The sequence below is a fragment of the Flagellimonas alvinocaridis genome (assembly GCF_004916895.1).
Lineage (GTDB): Bacteria > Bacteroidota > Bacteroidia > Flavobacteriales > Flavobacteriaceae > Flagellimonas > Flagellimonas alvinocaridis.
Genome location: NZ_SNTZ01000003.1, coordinates 99360 through 122508 on the forward strand (window position 1 = coordinate 99360; position 23149 = coordinate 122508).

Genomic DNA, 23149 nt, shown 5'->3' on the forward strand with positions numbered 1-23149 from the left:
CGGAACATACACACTCCTTTAAGATTGTAAACGAGAAAGAACTGATGCATCACAGAACGTTGTACAGGCTTATTTAAAAAAATACCAAACCTACAAATTGAAAAAAGAAATACTGGATACAATTTTATAGAGCTTGTTTGGATTACATATTAAAAATATTTCTTAGCTGATAGAAAAAGCGTTCTATTAACCTTAAATCTTCCACAATTATTTCAGCTTTTCCTGTAGTGCCGGGCATATAACTGATTTCTTTATCAGAAATGGTGGCAAGTCTCTCTCCTATTTTTACTTCAACTGAAATTAGGTCCCCATTATAGATACCCAATGACCCAAGTGGTATAGTCCACATTGTCTGAATGGCTTGAGCCGCACTTCTAGGTTGCCGAACAGATTAAATTATCTGGAAAAGAATAACCAAGGTGCTAAATGCTACACTAAGTATTAAAATATTAAAAGTGGTTAAAGGTTTTAATTGGGCGAGTACCGCACCATTGAAAGCCATACAAAAAATGGTGACAAAAAAGAGCAGGACCATTTTAGGGATCATGGCCATTTCCGATATTAAAAGTACCATGGCGGCAGCTGAACCTAGGCAACTTTGGCCTATGATGGCTATGGTCGCATAGCCCATTTGGCCTTTTTTGAATTCCAGGAACAGGTGCTTATGGAATTTTTTCAATTTACTGGATTTTTGATCAGTTCCAGAATGAGTCATGGGTATTGTTGATGAATGTTTCATGTTGATGGTGTTCATGGTTCACTCCCTTGAGTGCATGGTGTCTTTTAATAGGGCTTTTCGCCATTTTCTAATCAATTGGAAAGCAGTTTTTTCTCCATGGCTTCTGCCTTTGGGAAAAGAATGTTGTTTTCCAAATGGATGTGCCTGTGCAGATCATCCTCAAACTCTTGCAAGAGTGAGAATGTTACCCGATAGGTGTTGCAGGCATCCGTAGGGGGGGTGTAATCTTGGCTCAGCGCTGCAATTTTACGGAAACGTTCCCCTTCGTTGTCGTGCTCCTGCATCATCATTTGAATAGGATTGCGTACCGTACCAAAGTGAGGAGCTTCCAAGGTTTCACGATCAGCAATGCCCTCTACCATTTTACGAACCCAAGGGAAGAGCACAAGTTCCTCTTTTTTCATATGCATGGCCAGTTCCCCTGCCGATACTTTAAAATGTTCAAATATTTCGAACAATTCCGGGTGGCGTTCCCCGTGTACCCTGCAGAGCTTATCTAAATATTGATTGAGTATGGGAATGTGCTCTTCTACATAGCGATGGTGCTTCTTTTCAATATAATCTACAAGTAAGTCCAAAGGCCAAGAAGCAACATCCGGTTGACTTGCTTGGCTTTTGTCTTTGATTGTATCCAACTCTTCTTGCAAAGCCTCTAAGTTTAATCCCTTTTTGGAGGCGACCTCAGATAGGGTTCGGTTTCCTTTGCAACAAAAATCTATTTTGTGCGCTTTAAAGACCTGGGCAGTCCTGTAGTCATCTGCTACCATTTGCCCAATAGTTTTTTCCATGGTGCTGTTCATAGTTTCAATTTTAATTCGGATAAATTTATCCTTTATTAATTCAAATTTTTTTATCGTTTCAAATAGGTCAATCCCACTTCCAAACCTGTGGCGAGTTCGTACAGACTTGTACTTTGTAGCATGGTCCTTAAATTGGATCTAACATCTACGAACTTGTCGTGTAGGGGACAGGGTTTGTCTGCATTGCACTCCTTTAGACCCAATCCGCACCCCACATAGATTTTATCTCCATCAATGGCCTTCACTATCTTGCTTAGTTTTACGGTATCCATGGCTTCACGCTCAATTTCAAATCCACCTGTTGGACCTTTTACGGAATCTATAATGTTGTTCTTGGTGAGCTGTTGAAGGATTTTGGCGGTAAATGCCATGGGAGAATCAATTTCCTCAGCAATTTCATTGACGCTTACACGTCTGCCATCCAAAGATTGCATAGCAATGTACACCGCCGCCCGAATACCATACTCACATGCTTTTGAGAACATCTATTATTGTTTCTTAGATTACAAAGATAACGCTTAATTTAATTGAGACAAAATTGTCCTTTATTATTTTTTCCATCAGTAAAACGTTAGGACAAATTAAAAACCATTACAAATATTAAATTCCTAGATTGTTTAAAAAAAGAATCATGGTTTGTTTCTATTATGAAATACCATTACCATCAATCCTAAAAAAATAAATAAGGAACAAAGAACCAAGGCTAGGGCATATCCAGTAAAAACGTTCCATTGCAGCCAAGCCGAAAACCCTTTGAAGAAAATCAGGACTTCCGTAAGCAAGAATCCTACCATATAGAGTGCGTGGGATGATTTTGATACTCGTACCAAGCCAAAATAGTCCATAAAGAAGAACAGCCCAAAACTGATGACCCCCAAAAAGGTCAAGTGCAAATAGCCAATGGTAAAGTCGAGATACTTTGCCGCCAATAGGGCAAAGTAGGGAACAACGGTAATTAGTTGCAATACTACCTTGACACATGTAAGCACCACAACGGTATAGAGTAGTTGCCGTTGAAGGTTTGTTAAAGACAATTTTTCAATCCCGTTTTTGGTGTGTGCCCAATACAGCAGAAAAGCAACAATCTGGGTAATTGCCCCAATTCCCCCAAGGACATACAGCCATGGTGATGGCTCTGTCCATAGGGTGGAAAGGAAAAAAGTAAGGATTATTCCGAGGTTGATCATCTTAAAAAAGCGACTAAACCCCTTTTTGGGGATGATACGCCCCCGTTGCTCCAAAACAAACAGGAACAATCCTAGCAAGGCCAGTAACATCCAACCATTGTACTGAAAGTGCAAGTAAAAATAGATGGACAAGCGGTACCAAATGGATTGGGCACCCAAAGTGCTCATGACAGCCCCCAAGACCCACGGCCCCAAGCTTGATATAACCATATAGATCAGCGCTGCTTTTATGCATTTTAAACCATTACTTTCTTTATGTTTTGATATAACGTTCTTCCAGAAATAATAAGTATAGGTATAGGATGCTATAAGGAATAGGGTGGAAAAAATAATGGAAAAGAGAGCATAACCTTGAAAGGGAAACGTAAGGAGCATCCCGATCAAAGTGGCTTGGGTGCCCCAAAAAATTCGTTGATAGGTGGTGTTGGATACATCCTTGACAAAACAAAAATGGAGCAAAGTGGTCAAGGCCACATATACCCAGCCCAAAAGAGCAATGTGCGAATGTGCATGAACCACATATTTGTAGTTGAAATCAAAGGAGAAAATAGGGAAGGAGCGAAGCAGTAAGCCCAATACCGCTGCAATACTGAAGTACAATACAGCAATTCCAAGATGTTGACGGTATAGGTTTTCTTTCATTTGATTTTATGGAAACTTCGCCACATCCGTGTTAAAAGTCCTTCCGTTTTGCTTTATGGCCCAGTCCAAGTATGGGCAATACTGTCCAAAGTAACAGAATGGCCATGGATACCAAGAAGCCCAGGTCAGTACCGAAGAACTTCTTGAAAATGGCGCCGGTGTAGCCCAATAGGGCAGAGATGTCCAATTTGAGCAGGATCAAGATACGGGAAAGATCAATTGGATTGAGGGCTGTAGCCACCAAAGAAAAAGTATCCAGAGGGTATTCCTCAAAAACGATGAGCGACATCAGGAACAGCCCGTCATAGACCACGGCCAAGAAAAGCCATAAGAGAACGGCATAGCCGAAACCCTTTATCTTGTTTTCGTTGGATATGGCAATGACAAAAGATAATCCAACGAAAATGAACGTCAAGAAAGCCCCGGTGACCAATAGCAGTGAAAAATCAAAAATGGCATTGCTTCGTAAAAGCCCATACAGAACAAATGGAATGCCCAGACCCAACACCAGACTCATGGTCAATGAGCCTGCTACCCCAAAGTACTGTCCCATAAAAATGGACCTTCGGTTGATGGGCTGAGCCAGTAAAAGTTCGGTGAATTCGCGGGAATTGTAATAGTACATCACCCCAAATATGGTGCCTATCAAAGGGATCAAGACAATAATCACATTCATCAAGGTGATTACGGCCTTGGAAACGTCGTTGTTCAAAAAAAGCAAAACAAACCCAAGGGCCAAGTAAAACAAAAAGTAAACGTAGCTCCAACGGCTTCTAATAAGGTCGTAAAAACTGTATTTCAGTATTTTAAGCATGACTTCCTATGTTTGTTATGGTCGCAATGGCGTGTTCAAAATTGGTTTGTTCCGTTTGCTTCAAAAGCTTTTCAATGTTTCCTTTGAAATAGATTTCACCTTCCAGAAGATATACAATCTCATCGGCCACCTCTTCCACAAACTGCATAATGTGTGAGGTGATTAAAATAGTCTTTCCTTGGGTCTTTTCTTTTTGAATCAGTTCCTTGAGCCGAATCAATGCCTTTGGATCTAGGCCAGTGGTAGGTTCATCAAGAATGATCAATGGACTATCAAACATAAAGGTCAAAACAATGTTCACTTTTTGTTTGGTGCCCCCGGATAAGGTGGACAGTTTTTTGTTTAGAAAGGGTTCCAACCCAAACAGTGTAATAAGTTCAGTTTCGTCAGCGACACTGTTCCGAAGGTCCTTGATCATATGGATCAATTCTTTGACCTTGATGTTGGGTGGAAAGTTTGCAATCTGGGGAAGATAATTGATTTGCTTGCGATACTTCCAATCCTTTTTAATGGGTTTCTCCAAAACCATGATCTGTCCTTTATTTGGAATTACCATGCCCAAAATGCTTTTGATCAGTGTGGTCTTTCCTGAACCATTGGGACCTAGGATGGCATAAATATGGCCTTCGTCAATGGTGAGGTCCACTCCTTTTAACACTTGGTTCTTTCCAAATTTCTTGTGGAGGTCTTCTATTTCTATGGTCATGGTCGTATTTTCATTAAAGGTCGAATGTCTTTTAACTCATCCGGGGTGAATACTGGGGAAACCCGTTCGGAAAAATCTATGATATCCATAAACAAGCTTCGAAGTAGCACAATGGTCTCAGGGGTACGGTTCACTATGTAGGAAAACAATTTTACGGGCCTATAAGGTACATCACCAACACCATCCTTGTCCAAATCATAGCCGGTATAACTGCTCCAAAAATTACCTTCAAAGACATTGTCGTTGAGTTTACTGTTGTATGAAATGTCAAAAGAATTGTACAGGAAATTGTTGCCTGTAAAACTGTTGGTATAGCAAGCTCCGATTACTCGAATGGCCCAACCATTGTTGATGAAATCGTTATTGTGGTATTGAATGCGATTGGACCCCTCGATATTGATGCCGATGGTATTTTCTTCGAAGGTGTTTCCGCTGATTTCCGCATCATTGATTTCTTTCAAAAGCATGCCATAGGCCGCTGTTCCCCAATTCTTTTGAAAGGTGTTGTCTTTCATGGTGATGAATTTGGAAAACATGACCGCTACTCCAGCTCCATTATTTTCAAAGGTATTGTTCGAATACACATCATTGTTCGAGAACATAAAATGAAGCCCATACCGAAGATTGTCCACACTAGTATTATCGGTAATGGTTATGCGGTCTGAAAACTCCAAATAAATGCCATCCCTGGTACCTTGCACGTGGTTTTTGCTAACTTCTACATCCGTAGAATACCAAAGTTGGATGCCATTGCCGGAATTGTATTCGTCCACGGCCTGGCCAATAATCCTGTTGTGGTACACCTTGCCATGGGAAGATTTTTCCAGATAAATGCCAAAAAACAACTGTTCCAGCACCATATTCTGAATGAGGAAGTTTTTGCTCTGAACCACCCGTATGGCCGCATTGTCCTTGGTATAGCTTACCCCAACGTTAATAACAAAAAGGCCATCCAAGGTAACATTGTCCGAAGTGATCTTAAAAATCTCACCCTTTTTCTCTCCATCCACAATAGGATAGCCAATGCCTTTTATGACCAATGGTTTATCCACCAAAATCTCAAATTCTTTGTAGGTGCCTTTTTCAATGCGTATGGTGTCATGATCAGTAGCACGCGCAATGGTTTCCTTAATGGAATTGTTCTCGCAGGTAGCACAAACGGTCCAGGTGTTTGCCATACCTATTTGAAAACCCATCAATAGAATACAACCCAAAATGAATTTTATATGTTCTTTCTTGATTTTCATAGTATACCTCCGCTTTATGAACTAAAACCTACCAAAACAGGCAAGATTATAATGATGGTATTTCTGCCAATACATACCTAAACATGATGGATTTGGAAACCACCGTTTTTATCGGATAATCAAGAGTTTAGCATCCTCATTGGCCAACACCCAATGTTCCACATTCTTTGAAAAGCTAAAATGCTGTTGGGAGGTTAAATTAATGATCTGGTTTTCGATATAAAAATCGATGCAACCTTCCAGCACAAACAAATGCACATCCTTTGGGGACGAATGTTTAGGAAAAAGTGCACCTTTGGCCAGACTAACACTCAAGATTTCCATTGACGGGTTTTTAACCAGTTGCTCTACCTGTAGGTCATGAAAAGGTTGTTGCGCAATGGTGTTATCAATTCCGATCATATACATAATTGTTGTTTTTAGGAGTTATTGGTATTCTTGTTTCAATTGATTCCAGGTGAAAAGTTCCCCACCGTTGTCATCCAACGCAAATTGGGCCGCCTGTTCTTCCGAAAATGCACTTAAAAAGGCACCCATAGGGCTTGGAATGTTCTCGCTGATTAAATAAGTGGCCCCTGTAGCATCTACCAATTCGCCCGGTTGGTCAAAATCATTGACCAAAAACAGGGCTATGGTAGATTCATCCTCATCTTTTAAGTGGTTCATCATGCATTCAACCGCATCAAAGTTAAAGACCTTTCCTTTTTTGGTGACCAATTGTGCGGCATGTTGCTTGTCCACAATGGTCATGCTGCAAAAATGACAACCTACATGGCCATAATCAATAGGTTTAGGACCTACGGTGCATCCAAGGATACAGCCAAGCATGGCAAAACAGAAGATAAAAGATGGTTTCATAAGAAGTATTTTTATTGTTTTTTAGTATTCTTCCACCCTAGGTAGCTGGCCGCCAAAGTAAGCATCATACCCACGAACATGAGCCAAGCACCTATGGATGGCATGGAGGTCACATCAAAATTGAGCATCTTCACATGTCCCAATAAGGGTGGTTTATAGGTCATTGGAGTTCCATCGGGGTTGGTCAGTTTCATAATGGCATTGGGATCTAGGTTGGTTCCATAGTCTATCATCCATGCATTAAAGTCGTACATGCCCAGCAGCCCTAGAATGGACATGAGTATGAACCATCCCAAAAACCATTTATAGCCTACTTTGTTGAAATATCCCAAAATACCGATCAATACCCCTAAAGCCACCATAATTCCAATGATGGTGGGAAATGTTCCAAATTCCCACATATCTTCTACTTTGGGCAAGGTCTGCATTCCTATGTAGTGGTTGAGGCCATCAATGTTCTGAATGTCAAATTCATTCATTCCCTGCAAGCCGTTGATATGGATATTCAACCCTAGGGGGTCCGGGTACTGGGGCGCTCCCAACATAATGTTCCAAAGAGGAAAGATGTACAATCCCAATAGAAAGAGAGGGCCAACGATCATTAGTATACTAGCCTTTTTCATTTTTTTGATTTAAGGGTTACAAATTGAGAGTGTTTTTTCTGAAGGGTTGATGAACTTCAATTTGTAAGAAAAGCGGGCAGGTCATGGACACAGCCCGCTTTGTTCAATGGTAGGTCAATTGGGATTATTCACCTAAAGACCATTTCAGTTCCATGTTGGAATTGGCAGGGGAAACCCTAACATATCCTTGCATTTCTTGGTGCAATGCAGAACAAAAATCAGTACAGTAGAACGGCCATACCCCAACTTGTTTGGGCTCCCATACCGAAGTCTTGGTCTGTCCTGGCATAATCAGAAGCTCGGAGGTGTTCTGACCTAGGATAGAGAAACCGTGTGGCACATCAAAATCCTGTTCGTGGTTGGTGATGTGGAAGTACACTTTGTCACCCACTTTGATACCCTCGATATTGTCTGGCGTAAAGTGGCTTCGTATAGTGGACATATATACGTGGACCTCGTTGCCTTCGCGTACCACTTTGGAACCAGTAGGCGATGTTACGGCGTATGGGTGTTTGTTCTCATCCAATCGATAGATTTTCTTTGATTTTGGTGCCAACAGTTCAGCTGGGCAACCAGCAGCATAGTGGGGCTCACCATGCGTTGGAAAATCATAGATGAGTTCCATTTTCTCACCAGAAATGTCATAGATCTGTGCAGAGTGTTCCATTTCCGGTCCAGTGGGCAGATAACGGTCTTTGGTAATCTTGTTCATGGCCACTACGTATTTGCCAAAGGGTTTTCTTGAGTTACCCCCGGGAATCATCAAGTGTCCAACAGAATAATAGGTGGGTTTTCTATCGATGACCTCCCAAGTACCCAATTTCCATTTTACCACTTCAGAAGAGATAAAGAAGGTAGTGTAGGCGTTTCCTTTGCCGTCAAACTCGGTATGAAGGGGGCCTAGGCCACCACTTTTTACCTGTCCAGCCAATACATCCTCAAACTTAAGGATTGGAATACCGTAGGCTTCACCGTCGAATTTCTCACCTTCTATGGCCGCTATCATCTTGTCAAAAGAGTGTACGGTCAAGTCTGCAGACAGTTTACCGTTTCCAATGATGTATTGCCCAGTTGGATCTACATCACAACCGTGTGGCGATTTTGGAGTAGGTAAGAAAAATACAGCCCCGGGCACCTTTAAAGGATCAACCGTCAATACCTCTTTTTTCATGGTGGTGGTTGCCATATGGGTACTTTCATCATAAACATTATGGGCGTAGTTGGCTGGCATTTTGGTACCACCACCATTGTTTACATATTCTTCGATTTTCTTCCAGTTGACTGCGGCAATAAAATCCTTGTCGTTCTGGGATGCATTTACCTCTTGAAGCGTGTGGGCTTCTTCTGTGTTATAGGTAGTAAAGAAGAACCATCCGTGAGATTTTCCGCGACCGGGATGCGAAAGATCATAGTTGAACCCAGGCATCAACAATTGAAACTTCAAGTCCATATGACCGTGTTCTGGGTCTACACTGATAAAGGACAGAGATCCCTTGAAATTGCTTTTGTATTCATTGATTGGCATATCCCTTTGTGGAATGGGAACGGAGAAACGTGTTCCTGCTACTACATACTCGGTGTTCTCGGTAATGAATGAAGAACTGTGGTTCCCGGCACTATTGGGCACTTCGATGATTTCTTCTGTTTCAAAAGTGCTCAAACTGATACGGGCAATCCTTGGAGTATTGTTGCCATTGATGAATATCCAACGTCCATCCAGTTCTCCATTGGTCTGGGAGATATCAGGGTGGTGGGCATCGTCCCAAGGTACAAATCCATGAGATGTAGTAAGCATGGGCTTGGTCTCTTCAGAATATCCATATCCAGAAGTTGGGAATTGGGAGAACACGGGGATTTCCTTGAACATCCTTCCAGAAGGTAGTCCATAAACGGTAAGGTTACCGCTGTATCCACCAGAAAGGAAAGCATAGTATTCGTCCTGCTCACCTGGAGCAACATACACTTTTTCGGCGGCACTTGACGAGAGGGCCCCGTTTGAGTTTTGGTTTTGTTGACCACAGGAAGCCAGTACCAGGACAGCCCCCATGGACATGATCAATTTTTTATAAATTTTCATTGTGTTAGGATTTATTCGTTTTAATGGTATTGTTTATTCTTTTGGGGGAAGGATAACTTTGTCCACAACATGGACAATACCGTTCCCGGCAGGTACACTGGCAATTATTTTGGCACCTCCAACAAAAACATCATCACCCTTGATTTCAACAGGGACATTTTGATCATTGGCCTGTCCCAATTTTTTGAAGTTTTTCAAAAAATCCTTTGAATAGTTGCCAGGAGTAACGTGGTACTTGAGAATATTGGCCAATGCGTCCTTGTTTTCAGGTTTCAACAAGTTTTCCACGGTACCTTCAGGTAGGGCATCAAAAGCTGTATTGGTAGGCGCAAACACCATTAACGGGCCTGCATTCACTAGGGCATTTTCAAGCTCCGCTGCCTGCACTGCGGCGACCAGCGTACTATGGTCAGGTGAACCAATGGCTATTTGCAATACGTTGGGAGTAGATCCATCGTCTTCAATAAAAGCTTGTCCCTTGTTATTTTCCAGAATGGCCTCGGTATCATTTTGGCCAGAAGCTGTTGTGTCGTTTTGGGGCCCTTGTTTGCAACTGCTGACTACCATGAGCAGCAAAAACAGCCCCATCATACTGAGTTTGATGGTTGATTTCATATGCATTATTTTAAGGTTCTAAAATATTCTAGAATGGCACGGGCCTGATCTTCGGTCAACCCTTGGTTGGACATGGGCGAACCGTTAAATTCTTGGAGCAATTCTTTGGCCAAAGGATCTTGTTGTACCATTTCTTGGGGGTTCAAGATCATGTTCATGACCCATTCGGGAGTTCTTCGCTCCAATATTCCGTTTGGGGCGGGGCCTATGAATTTTTTATCTACCCTATGACAGGCCAGACACATTTGCTCATAAACTTCTTTGCCTTTGGCAGCCATAGTTTGGTCTATTTCAGGTGCCAGATCAACAGACTTAATGGGGCCGACACCTTTCGTGGACATGTCCACACGTTCAGAAGCTTTGACCTGATCGGTTATAGGGGTTTCAGCAGGCTGCTCTGTTGTTGTCTTTTGCCTTTGAATACTGAAACCGTCGTCTTTTTTCTCCTCTTTCTTACCGCCACAGCTTATCAAGATGAGCGTAAAGAGTAAGGTTATTCCTTTTAGTATAGTCTTCATGTGATAAATGGTTAAAATTTCGTATCAAAAGTAGCATGGGTAAAACACTAAAAACATGATAATAGTCATGAAAAGGATAAAAATGTCTTTTAATCTTTGTTGAATATAAAATGTCATGCTCTCCAACTCCTCCAAATATGCCATCAAGGGAGTACTTTATTTAGCAGTAAACTCCAATGAGGACCGAAAGATTATGGTCAGGGACATTTTTGAAATGATCCATGTGCCTGAAGCTTACTTGGCCAAACTGTTGCAGGAACTGTCACGACACAATATCATTTCCTCCACCAGAGGACCTAAAGGAGGGTTCTATTTGAGCGATGAAGACCGAAAACGGACTCTTATGGATATTGTTAGGGTAATTGATGGGGAAAAGCGCATAAAGTCCTGTGTTTTGGGAATCAAGGACTGTGATATGGATAATCCCTGTGTGTTGCATAAATTGGTGGGAGCGAACAAATCAAAATTTATAAAAGTACTCCAGAATACCACCATTTTGGATTTGGTGGAAGGAAAACAGGATATAGAAGAGTTTTTTCCCATTTGATTCCTTTTTTGCAACCGAACTCTTGCCGCATCTTTAATTTAGAAAATGCGGGAATTAAAAAGGTCATCCATTTGTGGATGACCTTTTAAAAAACAACAAGTTTTAAAACTCAATCTCGAAGTACAAACTGCTACTTTCGTTCTCTTCCGTAACACTTTCTCCTTTTAAGATTTCATCATTGGCATTGAGCAGCTGTAAGTTGATTTTCCAGTAACCGGTCATGGTGAGGGACAGTTTGCCTGCATAGTTACCGGCAGTGGCGTCATAGATTAAATCCTCATTATTGGGGGAACTATGGTTGCCCATTCCTGGCATTCTGGGATCTAACTTTATGGTATAGTTTTCTATAGGTTGAAAGCTCATCATAGATTCCATTTTGAATAGTACGGCCGATAGGTCGTTGATAGCAACTTCTGGCGTAAGTGGCATCATGGCCAAAACATAACGGGCATCATCGGCACCCATGAATACATTGACCGTTTTTTTGCCATCAGCTGGGGCGTTGACCTCTATGGTTTCCGAGATGGTATAGGTAGTGCCCCCAAAGCTGTATTCTAGGTTCAACTCCCAATATTCGTTAGCGTTGCTGGCCATTTGAAAGACCACAAAGCCTTTATAGACGGTTTTTTCCTCTGTTGCTGAAATCTCCGATTTTGGACAGGAATGGCTCATTTGGGTCATGTGCATAACGGGATTCCAGCTAATGGTTGCATTGGGGATATATTCACCGGTTGACAAGTCCTTAATTTGGAGGTATAGCTCATTGTAACCTGTGGTCAAAACCTCTTTTTCAGAATATAGCTCCAACATATGGCCATTGGCCTCAAAACTACTTGTCAGATTATAAGCTTCCAATGGATTTTCAGTTACAGGCATTGGGCTTTCGTTATTATCGGAGCAAGATGTAATTCCAACAGATAATGCAATCAATATGATTAAGGATTTTATAGTTTTCATTGTTTTTGATTTTAATAATTAGGATTAATTAATGGCATAGGATAAGGTCATGAAAAAGTTCCTTCCCATGCGGGGTATATTGTTCCAATCGGAATACGTTGAGTAATAGGTGTCAAATAGGTTTTCAACTCCTGCCTTCACATACAGCGTATTCCCACCAAAGGAAAAGGTCTTGCCCAAGGATAGGGATAGTAACGTATAGGCAGATGTACGGTCCTCCCCAAAAGTGGGGCTGAAATTGGTTTGTTCCATTGCGCCGGATAAGGTCACTGATCCCGAAAAACTTCCATGGGCATAGCTCAATTGGGAACGGTAGTCAACGGGACTGATGAAGGGCAGATTGCGACCATTGTGGTCTATGCCCCTGTGATAAGAGACCCGTCCACTCCAGTTGAGTTCAGAGGTAAACTTGTATTCCATATCCATAGAGACATTGTAAAGGTTGGCATGTTTCAAATTGGTATAGACTTTAACGCCATCGGCACCTATGGTCATTTCGTTGAGTGTTGGGTCAATTTCACCAATGATATAATCCCTGGTGTGAAAGTAATTGCCCTCTAGACCAAGCTCCAGATTATCTAATGGTAATGTAACCTTGATTCGGGTCTCCAAGGCTTTCTCATTCTTGAGATTTGGATTGCCAATGTAATCATGGTTGTCAAAACTGTTGAACAGATAAAAGCCAAATCCCTCAGAAACCGAAGGAGCACGATCACCATAGGCAACACCACCGTTTACATGCCATTTCTTAAACTGTTTGTGATAATGCGCTGAAACACTTTTTAGTGTGCGTGTTTGCCTTTGGTCCATATCTGGATAGAAAATCCGAAGACTGTTCAGTCCAAAATCATCCGCCACATGAAACGATTGGTAGGCCAGTCGAGTAGCTAATTTTAGGATGCCGTCGCTGAGGTTAATTTTGTCTTCCAAATAAAGACCCGTATTCAACGTCCGTACATCTGGCCAAGTAAGCATGAACATTTCCTGCTCATTGGGGTTATTGGGATACATGGTCATTTCCGCCAAGGAACGATTGTAAAATCCATCGATTTTACCCATAAACCTATGGTTATCAAAAGAGAGCTCGGTCTGGGAATAAAACCCATAGGTGTCACTCCAACCGGGCATATCCATTCGAATGGGCACATCAGGTCTTTGGCTGTCATCCATAATATGTGTAATGGTGTTGGCATATAGCTTGGATTCCCAATTCTCAAGGTTTCCAATAAAATTGGATTGCACCCAACTTAGTGATCCAATAAAGGCACGTGCCAAGGATACATCCATAGGCAGGGCAGGGTAGCCTACATCCCGGGCCTCGTCAAAAATAAAACTGGCTAACAGTTTTTGGTCATCGGAGACTTTGTACCCAGCATTGGCGGACAGATTGTATTTTTCATATTGGGAAAAGGCAACCTCTTCACCGCCACCAGCGGTATAGTTTTCTGCCTTCCGATAAATGATATCGGTATCCAAATAGAAATTTTCATCAGAGTAATTGAGCTCTCCCCCCACAATTTGAGAGGTGTTGTTGGTCTCGTAACCCGTTTCCACAGCAGCTGTCCAGCCCAAGGGTTTAAAGTTGCTCTTCTCCAAGCGCATATCAATGGCTCCTCCTATTACATTGCCGTGTTGGGCACCTTGTTGTCCACTTTTCACCTGGACATCCGAAAGATTGGATACGTCCACATAGGATGTTATAGGGTCCATTTTATCCGTACAGGCCCCAAAAATTCGCATACCATCAATGGTAATGGACAATCGCTCAGAGGTCATATCATTGAGCATTGGATCCCAGGCATATGCACCACGTTTGACCATGGATATTTTCTTGGAGGATTCCAGATATTCATCCAAAGTGGATAGTGGATTTGGTTGCGATTTGTGTTCAATACTTCTTTTAAAGGATGAGATGACAATGACCTCCTTTAAATCTATTGTCAAAATTGAATCCAAGGTTTGGAACTCTATGGGTTCTTGGGCCTGGAGCTTTGACTGAAAAATTAACATTAGGCAAAGCCCAAGGACAACTAGCGGATATTTTATGCAAGCTGACCTGACCCGAAATGAATAATTCGATTTCATGGTTAAAGGTTTTGAATCAATTCAAAAAAATAAAGGGCACCCAGTAGTTGGGAAAATATTGGAATTTTCCCTTAGGGGTACGTCGAATTCATTCAGGCTTGCTCTGGAGGGTGGGGAATGTCTCTAACAAAAAGTGATGTATGTAAATCTTGATAATAATAACCACTGGGGGCTATGCAAGTTTGGAATTGTAAGGACAGGTCAACGGATGGTATAGGTTGGAAGAAATCCATAGGTTGGACTTCCGTTTTTGACCGTTGATCTCCAAAGGGATTTCTATCGGAATCTTTTTGTTGTTCTTCCAATTGTTTTGCCAAGTAGCACTTACCATTACATTGCAACTCTGGTCTATTCTTGTTTTTACAGAGCACTTCTGAGATATATTCATAGTTGGCCACGTACTCCATGATGGGCCAAAGAGGCTTGACCAACATCGAAAAAGCGACCAAAAGAATAATAGTGTGCTTCATAGGGACAAAAGTAGAAAAGGCTCATGGGTGTGAACATGATAATTGTCATAAAGAGGATAACAAAGTCTTTTTTTTGCCATATCAGGTAGAGGATTGGTATCTATGGACTCAGGAAGCTTTTTTCATTCTGTTTACGGTATTCAATGCCGGTTTTGCCACTAACCTTATCAAACGTAAAAAACGTCCGTTTGCTGGATATCGCCGTTCTGGAGTTAGATTGTTGAAGGTAAGAGCCACCAATAACATGATAAAGACCCCACTGAGAACAGGGAAGATAACGTACCAATAGCCCAAACCGATAATTTTTTCAGAACCAATTACAGCAATAAGGGCAGTGGCACCACCTGGAGGATGTAAGGTCTTGCTCAACTGCATGGCTAGGATGGAAATTGAAACGGATAGGGCAGCGGCCAACCAAAGTATGTCCCCTAAAAATTGGCTAACGGTAACACCAATAATAGCACTAATAACATGCCCTCCAATCAGGTTTCGTGGTTGGGCCAATGGACTGTGGATGGCTCCATATATTAAAACACCAGTGGCACCAAATGATCCTATTATCAATATGTTGTCTGTTTGGTTCAGATAATGCCCCTGAATAACCCCGATACAAGCAATCCCTATGAACGAGCCCAAAAAAGACCAAAAGAGTTCTTTAGGGTTCAGGGAAGTCTCCCTATACACTATATATCTTCCAATTCGATATCCCCGTCTAAAATTGTTCCGCATAGATGCCCAAAGATACAGCGAAGGCTTGGCAGAGCAATGCCATTTCCTGTAGTTTTAACCTGCATTGAATCCCTTTGTTGTTACAGAAATAACGTTTGTTAATGGCTGTAAAATAGTGCTAAGACTAAGTGTCTTAAACACAGTTGGTTATTATGATTTTTGGTCGATTTCTACCCAAGTGGGTAAATATTCCCCGGAGGACTATTGGCTTGTTTATTTTTTAAATGATTTAAGTAGCTGATAAACAGAATGTTGAATGTATTTGCTTTATATTCTATTCATTAGGCATACAGTTTGCTCTTTTTTTGGCACAATGGATTGGCATTGAGGTCAAACTATTCGATTAAGGCACTGAACAAGAAGGATGGATTGTCAATAATTCAATCAAAAAGGAATTTCATGAAATACGGTAGTCTGGTTTTGGAAAAACATGACTTTTTGATGATTAAAAAGTTTATGGAATTGAACGCTTCCTTGGAAGACTACATGCATAAAAATGCTTTGGAAATCCTAGATGGGAACTTGGAGGGCGCCATTGTGCTTCAAGCAGATAAAATGCCATCGGATATTGTACGGCTCTATTCACAGTTCATTTTAACCAATTCTTCGGGTTGGCGTGAACAATTTGAGTTGGTTTCGCCCAATGAAGTTAACCCCAAGAAAAACAAAATCTCAGTGATAAGTGGCTTGGGAGCATCGATAATTGGATTGTCCGAAGGGGATATCGTAAAATTTGGAGTCCCGGGAAACATTATGATGCTTCGACTGGAAAATGTGCAGCAGAGCGGCAGGAAAATAACGTTGGAAGTATCCGAAAATGAACTTAAGAAATTATTCAAGCGAAACAAGGATACTTTTCTGGCCAATGAGCTGGAATCCTAGAGTATGCCAATGGAATACAATGTATGAAACAATTCCAATGCAATCATAGTGCACTGGGGTAGTTTGAGGCGAAGATTTTTTCAAAGACTTTATTTAATAGAAAACGATACTATGAAAGCCAAACTTTCTGGAAAACAACGAATACTGGTTGGGGCTATATTGACTTTTGCTTTTTTATTGGTCTTGGGGTCCAATTTGCTGGATCGTAAGCATTTTGAAACCATACAAAGAACGGTCAGTTCCATATACCATGACCGTATTATGGTCCAAGATTATATCTACAAGCTAAGGAACCATATTTATGTGGAGGAACTCGCCCTTATTGAAGGAAGGGAGAAAGTGGAACCTTACCTTGTCTCGCAAAAGATTCAGCCTATTCTGAATGATTATAAAAACACCGTATTGACTCCTGAAGAGAGCAAACTTTTAGAGCGCTTGATAAATGGATTTTCTGGATTGGAAACATTGGAATTGGAAGGTAAGGCAGGAGGTAAAAGTCAAAATGTGCAAGTAAACACCAAGGAAACACTTGTTAAACTCAAGAAAAATCTTGATGCGCTGGAGGCCATTCAAATAGAGGAAAGTAAAAGGCTTACAAAGATTTCGGAAAAATCGTTGGGCATCAATATGATGTTGTCCAATCTTGAGATGACTTTTTTGGTTCTAATCGGTATGGCAATAGCTCTTTTGGCCTTTCAACCAATAAAGACCCTGAATCTTGTGCATCGAAATTGAATCATCGGATGCATCTACCTGAAATTGCAAAAACGGAGCTCGCTAAAATCCAAGCTCAAGAGGTAGCCTAGTCGTCCCTGAGCGGATTCTCATCGCTTTAAGGCAAAATGAAACCTGTAGACATCTGTTATGGTCCCATTTGTGAATTGAACATTGCACCAGTATGTAGTGGAAGGCATTGGTTTTCCACGGTAGCGCCCATCCCAATTGGGATTTTCAGGAGTTAGAACGGCAACCAATTTTCCATAACGATCATAAATTTGGGTAAAATAATCACAGTCTGCATCGTTCTCTAAAAACCAATAATCATTTATTCCATCACCATTAGGGGTGAAAAACTTCTTGAATGTAAAGCAAAGTCCGTTGTCTTCAACGCAAGGCAGTCCAATGAAAGGTTCGGAAAACGTGCAACCATTGTTCACATCAAAAACTACGATGTTTTCATATAAGCCTGTTTCCAGAGCACTTAAATTGATTTGTCCAAGGTCATCGGAAGCAATGGTATTGGTAGTTTGGGCATCATTAAAATCGTATGAAACCTGATATAGCGCATTAGGGACAAGACCAATAATCTGTATGTTCCCGTCAGAGTTGGCACAATTGGTTGGGGAAGTGATTACAAACTGCAAATCAGCGTTTGAACTTTCAAGCACCACATCACCGTAATAATTTTCACAACCGTTTACCTCTTCCCTGATCATGAAGCCCATGTAAGAGCCTCCGGGTAGTTCATCAACAACGATTTCGCCATTTGGATTTGCCGTTGATTGCAGGGAAGTTGGAATGGATTGGTATTCATAGGAAATAGTATAGTCAATATTCGCAACCAGATTGCTGATGATGATACTTCCATTGTTGGCACCACATTCCGTTGGCTCCGTAATGGTAATTTGAGCATCCAAACTTGACCCACTTAGCACAACATTTCCAAGGTTATCGGTGCAGTTGATTACATTTTCAGTTACAATGATGTCATTATACGCTCCCTGCTCCAATCCTGTAACTTGAACGATTCCATTTACATCCGAGATATAATTGTCCGTCACCAAATTTCCCCCATGCACATAGGTTATGGTGTATTCTTTTTCCGGGGCCAAGTCCGAAACGGTGAATGAACCATCATTGGTTGAACACCCAGAGGGGTCGGTTTGGTCAGAAAGTGTATAGAAAACATCGCCTAAGTCAAGAATCCAGATTGCACCTCTCTCGGGTCCATTTTCACTGTCGTGATAGGCACTCACGGCAATTTTTGGATTTTGACCACCATTTAAAAGGGTAATAGCCCCTCCAAAATAGTCGCCACCATTCAGTTCTCCCGAGAAGCAATGCTCCCCATACGTATAAAAGAAGTCTTCGGAAACGGTTCCATCATTGTTTAATTCAATCATATAAAATCCACCAGTTGCAGATGATAGGGTGGGGTTTAGGTGCCCTAAAGCCCCTACTAAAATTTCAAGCCTGCCATCACCATCTATGTCATTGGTGCCATCAATTGATTCACCGAACAGGGCGCTGCCAGAAATTTGATGTGAAAGTCCCCCAGAAAGATTACTTACTTTTTGGGATGATTTCACTGTTCCGTCTGTATTTAAGTACAAGGTATAAAAGCTGCCTGCATTTACCGCTCCATCATCATCCCTATATGCGCCCACAACGATGTCGGTTACATTGTCCCCATCCAAATCACCCATGTTGAGAACGGAACCCCCAAAATAATCCTCAAATTCAAGAATGGGCGTAAACCCACCCTGTGTATCACTGATTTTTTGATATGAGTTCACGGTTAGATCGGCATTCATGAAAAGTATCCACAGTGCACCCCTCCTAGAACCTCCGTCAGCATCCCTTCTTGATGCAACGGCCAAATCGGCAATACCATCATTATTTAGATCTCCAATGCTTTCAATATCGGTTCCAAAAATTGCATCTCCGTTTATGACACCAGTAAAACCTCCTTGGGTATCACTGATTTTTACATGCGAGTTAACGGTTCCATCGTTGTTTAGGCTCAAAATCCAAACAGCACCATGCCAATAACCGCCATCCCCATCATAATCTGCACCAACGGCCAATTCAATACGTCCGTCAGAATTTAAATCCCCGAGATAGGCAACGGCGCCCCCGAAACGATCATCATTCTCAAGCACTCCCGTAAACCCACCTTGAGTATCACTGATTTTGGTTTGATTGATAACTTGGTTGTCCGCATCCAAAAAAAGAATCCAAACAGCTCCCCGATCAGTGCCACCATCATCGTCGGTGTACGCTCCTACGGCCAAATCGTTGACCCCGTTTCCGTCCAAATCCCCAATATTGTCTATGGCGATTCCCCACGAATCAAAATCATCTAGATTCCCTGTGAATCCACCATTGGTCTCATTTATTTTTTGATAATCAGCAACATTATAGCTTTGCGAAAAGCAAGGGAAAGAGCAAACAAGTAAGGAAAAAAGAAGCAGCTTGTGGGTTAAAGAATACGTTTGTGGAGTCATTGAAAGTCAACAATGAGGTTTGGTACAAATTAAAGATTTCGTAGTGAAGAAGAGGTATAAACTCCTGTTTTTTGGTCAAAGTGCACCTATTCTTCCACCTACTGTACAACTCATGCAAGAACATGACGAGGATTCTAGTTTGAAATGGGTAACTTTGATTTTCATTTAAGTCTAATTTGATGGGTTTTTTTCATTCTTTGGTGTATGAACCAAATGTGAATCGGTTGCTGAGAAATGTGAACAGGATTTTGTCTCCCTTGCTGCCAGAACACATAAAGATTCATCCATCGGGGTCGATAAAGGTAGATGTTGGCAATGGGATTGCGTTTCGGTTAAAGACGAATCAAACCAGTTATATCACACGTGAACTTTTCTGGGATAAACCTGAGAATTTTGAATACACCCCTCTTTTTATAGAGCTGGTAAAAAAGGTTGAAACTTTTTGGGATGTAGGGACCAATATTGGTTATTATTCCATTCTAGGGTGTATGGTAAACCCAAAACTGAAGGTGCATGCTTTTGAACCTTCAATGGGCCCCATGACCTATCTTGAGGAAAACATTAAAATCAACAACATTGCGGATAGGGTAAAGATAGAACCCGTGGCTCTCTCCGATGTAAACGGGGACATAGAGTTTTATCAAATACATAATCCAAAATTCCCTGACACTTTAAATTTATCTGGGGAACACAACATTGGGACAAAAACACAATTGCCCTCCAAGAAGGTTAAAGTACGATCATCTAGATTGGATGATTATAACCAGCCCAATAAAAGGATAGATTTAATCAAAATAGATACTGAAGGAGCCGAGGTCCATGTGCTCAAAGGGTCCCAGGAAACCATAAAAACCCAACAGCCCATAATAATCTGCGAAACACTTTTCAATGGTAATGAAGGCCAGATTGAAGCACTGTTGAAGGATGAGGATTATTTGTTTTTTAACCATACCGAGAAAGGCCTGGAAGAAGTTCCAACTTTGGTCCGGGAAAAGGATAACGGGGTAAGAAACTGTTTTATGGTTCCACGATCTAAGAAAGATATGATTATGTCGCTTATTGCCCGGTAATGGTATTCCCTTAAGACAAACCAAATGATTATTAAAGGAATATCAGGATATATCAACTTCTTTTTTTTCTGTCACCTGTATGATCCATTCCTTGTTCCCGCTCCAATAGAATCATCTGTTTCGGCCTAAAATTAAGTATGAGTGCTCTTCGTGGGCCATTGGTGGTGTTGCCCTTACTGTAGTGGAGGGTAAACCCATCATGGAAAGTGCATCCGCCGGCAAGCAGGGGAACTGCTTGGGCACCGGTAGTATCTGAATTGCAATACAGGGCACCTCCGCCAGACAAACTTTGGTGTGGCAGTACCTCTTGCTCTTTTACGGGTAGAAACCACATACATCCATTTTCTTCATGAACATTGTCCAGCGCAATCCAGCAACTGGCAGCACGTTTGTCAGGTAAATCAATCCAATAGGCTGCATCTTGGTGCCACGGGGTTTCTGTATTGGTGTGGGGAGCTTTATTGATCAACATATCAAAATCCAAGTCCATATCATCCCCTAGAAGCTGTTTGGCCCACTGCAAAGCCTTTTGGTATACATGGTGGTTTTGTAATTTTTCCTCAACCAAGCTAGGTCGCATAATTTGGGTGATGCGTTCCATTTTTTCATTTTCGGCCACTGTATTTCCCGCAAGGTCGCTTCGCAAACCTATGGTTTTTTCCTTTTCAGATAAAAGTTGGTTGTATATGGCTTGAAGTTCTTTTACTTCATCTGTTGTCAATAATTCTGGGATGGCTACATAGCCTTCCGAGAGAAAATTTTTCTTGAATGTATCCATGGATTTAAGTTTTTCCAAAAATGACAACTCTATATTAAAATAGCTACTATTTTTATACAACCTTACTTTTTTGAACATGTTATGAAAAAAGCGTCGACCCGTACCGTTCTTTTGCCCCATCAGCATGGAATTTCCAGGGTGCAGCAAATGGGCCACTATCGTTATTCCGCTGCAAAACCGGGATTGGAGAATCATTTCCATCAAAATAGTATTGAGATTTGTTATTGTATAGATGGTGTGCAACAATATAGTGTGGGAAGCCGGATACATTATTTAAGGGGAGGGGATATTTTGATAATTCCAGCAAACCAAACCCATAGTACGGGAGGTATGCCTGAAGAAAAAGGAGAGTTGTTCTGGATTCAACTGCAGCTTGGTGACCGGCACGGGAAACTATGCCATTTACCCCAAGAGAAGACTAATTTATTGTTGAAGCATCTACAAAATGCTTCCAACGCACCTTTTTTTGGAGGACTTCAACTAAAGGAACTGTTGATGGAACTTTTTACCTTGGTGAAGCAAGATGCAAAGGGATTGGACAGTATACGAAAGGAAGTGGTGTTACTGCGCTTGTTGTTGGATACTTTGGAACTTTCACAGCGTAGGCAGGAAAAGGAAGTATCAGAGCGTATTAGGGCTATAGATGGTTTTATAGAAAAAAACCTCCATAGGAGTATTTATGTGGATGAATTGGCCGATTTGACCCAAGTGTCAACCGGTTATTTTAAGGCGTGGTTTAAAATCAATATGGGTAATACTCCAAAGGAGTATATAAATCGAAAACGTATTGATCTAGCCAAAAAAAGGTTGCAAAGGGAAATTTCCGTGACCAAAGTGGCTTATGACCTCGGGTTTAACTCGTCCCAATACTTTTCAACAGTATTTCGAAAATATACAGGGAAATCACCGAAGGAATATATACAAGAAAAAACTAAGGCCGAATGAATCCATTCGGCCTTAGCTCTTATATGACAGATAATTGGGTTTACTCTTGAACTTCTACCACCATGTCTATCTCCACGGCAATATTGCTGGGTAAAGACCCCATTCCCACAGCAGCACGTGCATGCTTGCCACGTTCTCCAAAAACGGCCACCATTAAATCGGAATAACCGTTTATTACCTTAGGATGGTCTGTAAAATCAGGTACGGCATTGACCATTCCCTTTACTTTTACAATACGCTTTACCTTGTTAAGATTGCCTAGTTCTGCTTTTAGCACAGAAAGTTGGTTTATACCGGTAATCCGTGCAGCTTCATACCCTTCTTCAATGGAAAGGTCTGCGCCCACTTTGCCAGTGATGTTTTCACCATCTGCTTTAAGTGGACCCTTACCTGCCAGAAAAATTAGGTTTCCAACACGAACAGCATTTACATAATTGGCCACAGGAGGTGAGGGTTCACTCAAAGTAATTCCCAATTCCTGAATTTTGGCTTCAGGATTATAATTGGGGTCAATGACCTCCTTCTCTACAGGGGCACTTTCGGTCTGTGCCGGATTTTCTTGTTTTGGTTGACAGGAAACTAAGCCTATCAAAACAACACTAAGAAAAAAAATAGTACGTTTCATAGTTTGCG

Annotated in this window: 26 protein-coding genes; 5 read left to right on the plus strand and 21 right to left on the minus strand. The window is 41.5% G+C overall.

Annotated elements, in window-relative coordinates:
- Window positions 1-142 precede the first annotated feature (142 nt).
- From EZV76_RS17190 to EZV76_RS08040, 14 genes are all read right to left on the minus strand, one after another.
- Window positions 143-349 carry a hypothetical protein gene (locus tag EZV76_RS17190; protein WP_201741841.1) on the minus strand — a complete coding sequence of 69 codons (207 nt, stop codon included), beginning with the start codon at window positions 347-349 and terminating at the stop codon, window positions 143-145.
- Between the two features lie 42 nt (window positions 350-391).
- A complete protein-coding gene (locus tag EZV76_RS07980; protein WP_236640887.1) occupies window positions 392-739 on the minus strand; it encodes a hypothetical protein in 348 nt (115 codons plus the stop codon).
- 71 nt (window positions 740-810) lie between these two features.
- Entirely contained in the window at window positions 811-1539 is a 729-nt protein-coding gene (ric, locus tag EZV76_RS07985) for an iron-sulfur cluster repair di-iron protein (protein ID WP_136566019.1), read from the minus strand.
- A 50-nt stretch (window positions 1540-1589) separates the two neighbouring features.
- Window positions 1590-2024, minus strand: a complete 435-nt coding sequence (locus EZV76_RS07990; RefSeq protein ID WP_136566020.1) for an RrF2 family transcriptional regulator — start codon at window positions 2022-2024, stop codon at window positions 1590-1592.
- Between the two features lie 144 nt (window positions 2025-2168).
- Window positions 2169-3368, minus strand: a complete 1200-nt coding sequence (locus EZV76_RS07995) for a hypothetical protein (RefSeq protein ID WP_136566021.1) — start codon at window positions 3366-3368, stop codon at window positions 2169-2171.
- A 31-nt stretch (window positions 3369-3399) separates the two neighbouring features.
- A complete protein-coding gene (locus tag EZV76_RS08000) occupies window positions 3400-4182 on the minus strand; it encodes an ABC transporter permease (RefSeq protein WP_136566022.1) in 783 nt (260 codons plus the stop codon).
- Complete coding sequence (locus EZV76_RS08005; RefSeq protein ID WP_136566023.1) at window positions 4175-4888, minus strand: ABC transporter ATP-binding protein; 714 nt, start codon at window positions 4886-4888, stop codon at window positions 4175-4177. The genes EZV76_RS08000 and EZV76_RS08005 overlap by 8 nt, the downstream gene beginning before the upstream one ends.
- Complete coding sequence (locus tag EZV76_RS08010; RefSeq protein WP_439107850.1) at window positions 4885-6084, minus strand: nitrous oxide reductase family maturation protein NosD; 1200 nt, start codon at window positions 6082-6084, stop codon at window positions 4885-4887. Before EZV76_RS08010 ends, EZV76_RS08005 begins: the two co-directional genes overlap by 4 nt.
- A 159-nt stretch (window positions 6085-6243) precedes the next feature.
- Entirely contained in the window at window positions 6244-6543 is a 300-nt protein-coding gene (locus EZV76_RS08015; protein ID WP_236640888.1) for a cupin domain-containing protein, read from the minus strand.
- An 18-nt stretch (window positions 6544-6561) separates the two neighbouring features.
- Entirely contained in the window at window positions 6562-6993 is a 432-nt protein-coding gene (locus EZV76_RS08020; RefSeq protein ID WP_136566025.1) for a nitrous oxide reductase accessory protein NosL, read from the minus strand.
- Between the two features lie 11 nt (window positions 6994-7004).
- A complete protein-coding gene (locus EZV76_RS08025; RefSeq protein WP_136566026.1) occupies window positions 7005-7616 on the minus strand; it encodes a hypothetical protein in 612 nt (203 codons plus the stop codon).
- Between the two features lie 124 nt (window positions 7617-7740).
- Window positions 7741-9693, minus strand: a complete 1953-nt coding sequence (gene nosZ / locus EZV76_RS08030; RefSeq protein ID WP_136566027.1) for a Sec-dependent nitrous-oxide reductase — start codon at window positions 9691-9693, stop codon at window positions 7741-7743.
- A gap of 33 nt (window positions 9694-9726) precedes the next feature.
- The gene (locus EZV76_RS08035; protein ID WP_136566028.1) at window positions 9727-10308 is read right to left on the minus strand and encodes a fasciclin domain-containing protein; all 582 of its coding nucleotides are present in this window, start codon (window positions 10306-10308) and stop codon (window positions 9727-9729) included.
- A gap of 5 nt (window positions 10309-10313) precedes the next feature.
- Window positions 10314-10826 (minus strand): c-type cytochrome, encoded by a 513-nt coding sequence (locus tag EZV76_RS08040; protein ID WP_136566029.1) that lies wholly within the window; start codon window positions 10824-10826, stop codon window positions 10314-10316.
- Between the two features lie 115 nt (window positions 10827-10941).
- Between EZV76_RS08040 and EZV76_RS08045 the strand changes: the two genes are divergently transcribed.
- Window positions 10942-11373: an RrF2 family transcriptional regulator gene (locus EZV76_RS08045; RefSeq protein WP_136566030.1), complete on the plus strand. Its 432-nt coding sequence runs from the start codon at window positions 10942-10944 to the stop codon at window positions 11371-11373.
- 102 nt (window positions 11374-11475) lie between these two features.
- Here EZV76_RS08045 and EZV76_RS08050 read toward each other — a convergent pair whose 3' ends face one another.
- The 4 genes from EZV76_RS08050 to EZV76_RS08065 form a co-directional block, all read right to left on the minus strand.
- Complete coding sequence (locus tag EZV76_RS08050; RefSeq protein ID WP_136566031.1) at window positions 11476-12330, minus strand: hypothetical protein; 855 nt, start codon at window positions 12328-12330, stop codon at window positions 11476-11478.
- A 24-nt stretch (window positions 12331-12354) separates the two neighbouring features.
- Window positions 12355-14274: a TonB-dependent receptor gene (locus tag EZV76_RS08055; RefSeq protein WP_161594395.1), complete on the minus strand. Its 1920-nt coding sequence runs from the start codon at window positions 14272-14274 to the stop codon at window positions 12355-12357.
- A gap of 233 nt (window positions 14275-14507) precedes the next feature.
- Entirely contained in the window at window positions 14508-14885 is a 378-nt protein-coding gene (locus EZV76_RS08060; RefSeq protein WP_136566033.1) for a hypothetical protein, read from the minus strand.
- Window positions 14886-14993: 108 nt separating this feature from the next.
- Complete coding sequence (locus EZV76_RS08065; RefSeq protein WP_136566034.1) at window positions 14994-15614, minus strand: HPP family protein; 621 nt, start codon at window positions 15612-15614, stop codon at window positions 14994-14996.
- 399 nt (window positions 15615-16013) lie between these two features.
- Here EZV76_RS08065 and EZV76_RS08070 point away from each other — a divergent pair, with 399 nt between their 5' ends.
- Together EZV76_RS08070 and EZV76_RS08075 are read left to right on the plus strand one after the other, a co-directional pair.
- Window positions 16014-16496 (plus strand): GreA/GreB family elongation factor, encoded by a 483-nt coding sequence (locus EZV76_RS08070; RefSeq protein ID WP_136566035.1) that lies wholly within the window; start codon window positions 16014-16016, stop codon window positions 16494-16496.
- A gap of 111 nt (window positions 16497-16607) precedes the next feature.
- Window positions 16608-17231 carry an MCP four helix bundle domain-containing protein gene (locus EZV76_RS08075; RefSeq protein ID WP_136566036.1) on the plus strand — a complete coding sequence of 208 codons (624 nt, stop codon included), beginning with the start codon at window positions 16608-16610 and terminating at the stop codon, window positions 17229-17231.
- Between the two features lie 89 nt (window positions 17232-17320).
- On the opposite strand, the gene EZV76_RS08080 is transcribed toward EZV76_RS08075, so the two are convergent.
- On the minus strand, window positions 17321-19723 hold the full coding sequence (locus tag EZV76_RS08080) for a T9SS type B sorting domain-containing protein (protein WP_136566037.1): 2403 nt from the start codon (window positions 19721-19723) through the stop codon (window positions 17321-17323).
- A 179-nt stretch (window positions 19724-19902) separates the two neighbouring features.
- Here EZV76_RS08080 and EZV76_RS08085 point away from each other — a divergent pair, with 179 nt between their 5' ends.
- Complete coding sequence (locus tag EZV76_RS08085; protein ID WP_136566038.1) at window positions 19903-20793, plus strand: FkbM family methyltransferase; 891 nt, start codon at window positions 19903-19905, stop codon at window positions 20791-20793.
- Window positions 20794-20845: 52 nt separating this feature from the next.
- Here the strand turns inward: EZV76_RS08085 and EZV76_RS08090 are convergent, their stop codons facing one another.
- Window positions 20846-21571 (minus strand): phytanoyl-CoA dioxygenase family protein, encoded by a 726-nt coding sequence (locus EZV76_RS08090; RefSeq protein ID WP_136566039.1) that lies wholly within the window; start codon window positions 21569-21571, stop codon window positions 20846-20848.
- A gap of 81 nt (window positions 21572-21652) precedes the next feature.
- On the opposite strand from EZV76_RS08090, the gene EZV76_RS08095 reads away from it, so the two are divergent.
- The gene (locus tag EZV76_RS08095; protein ID WP_136566040.1) at window positions 21653-22516 is read left to right on the plus strand and encodes an AraC family transcriptional regulator; all 864 of its coding nucleotides are present in this window, start codon (window positions 21653-21655) and stop codon (window positions 22514-22516) included.
- Window positions 22517-22556: 40 nt separating this feature from the next.
- Here EZV76_RS08095 and EZV76_RS08100 read toward each other — a convergent pair whose 3' ends face one another.
- Window positions 22557-23141 (minus strand): RidA family protein, encoded by a 585-nt coding sequence (locus EZV76_RS08100; RefSeq protein WP_136566041.1) that lies wholly within the window; start codon window positions 23139-23141, stop codon window positions 22557-22559.
- Between the last annotated feature and the right edge of the window lie 8 nt (window positions 23142-23149).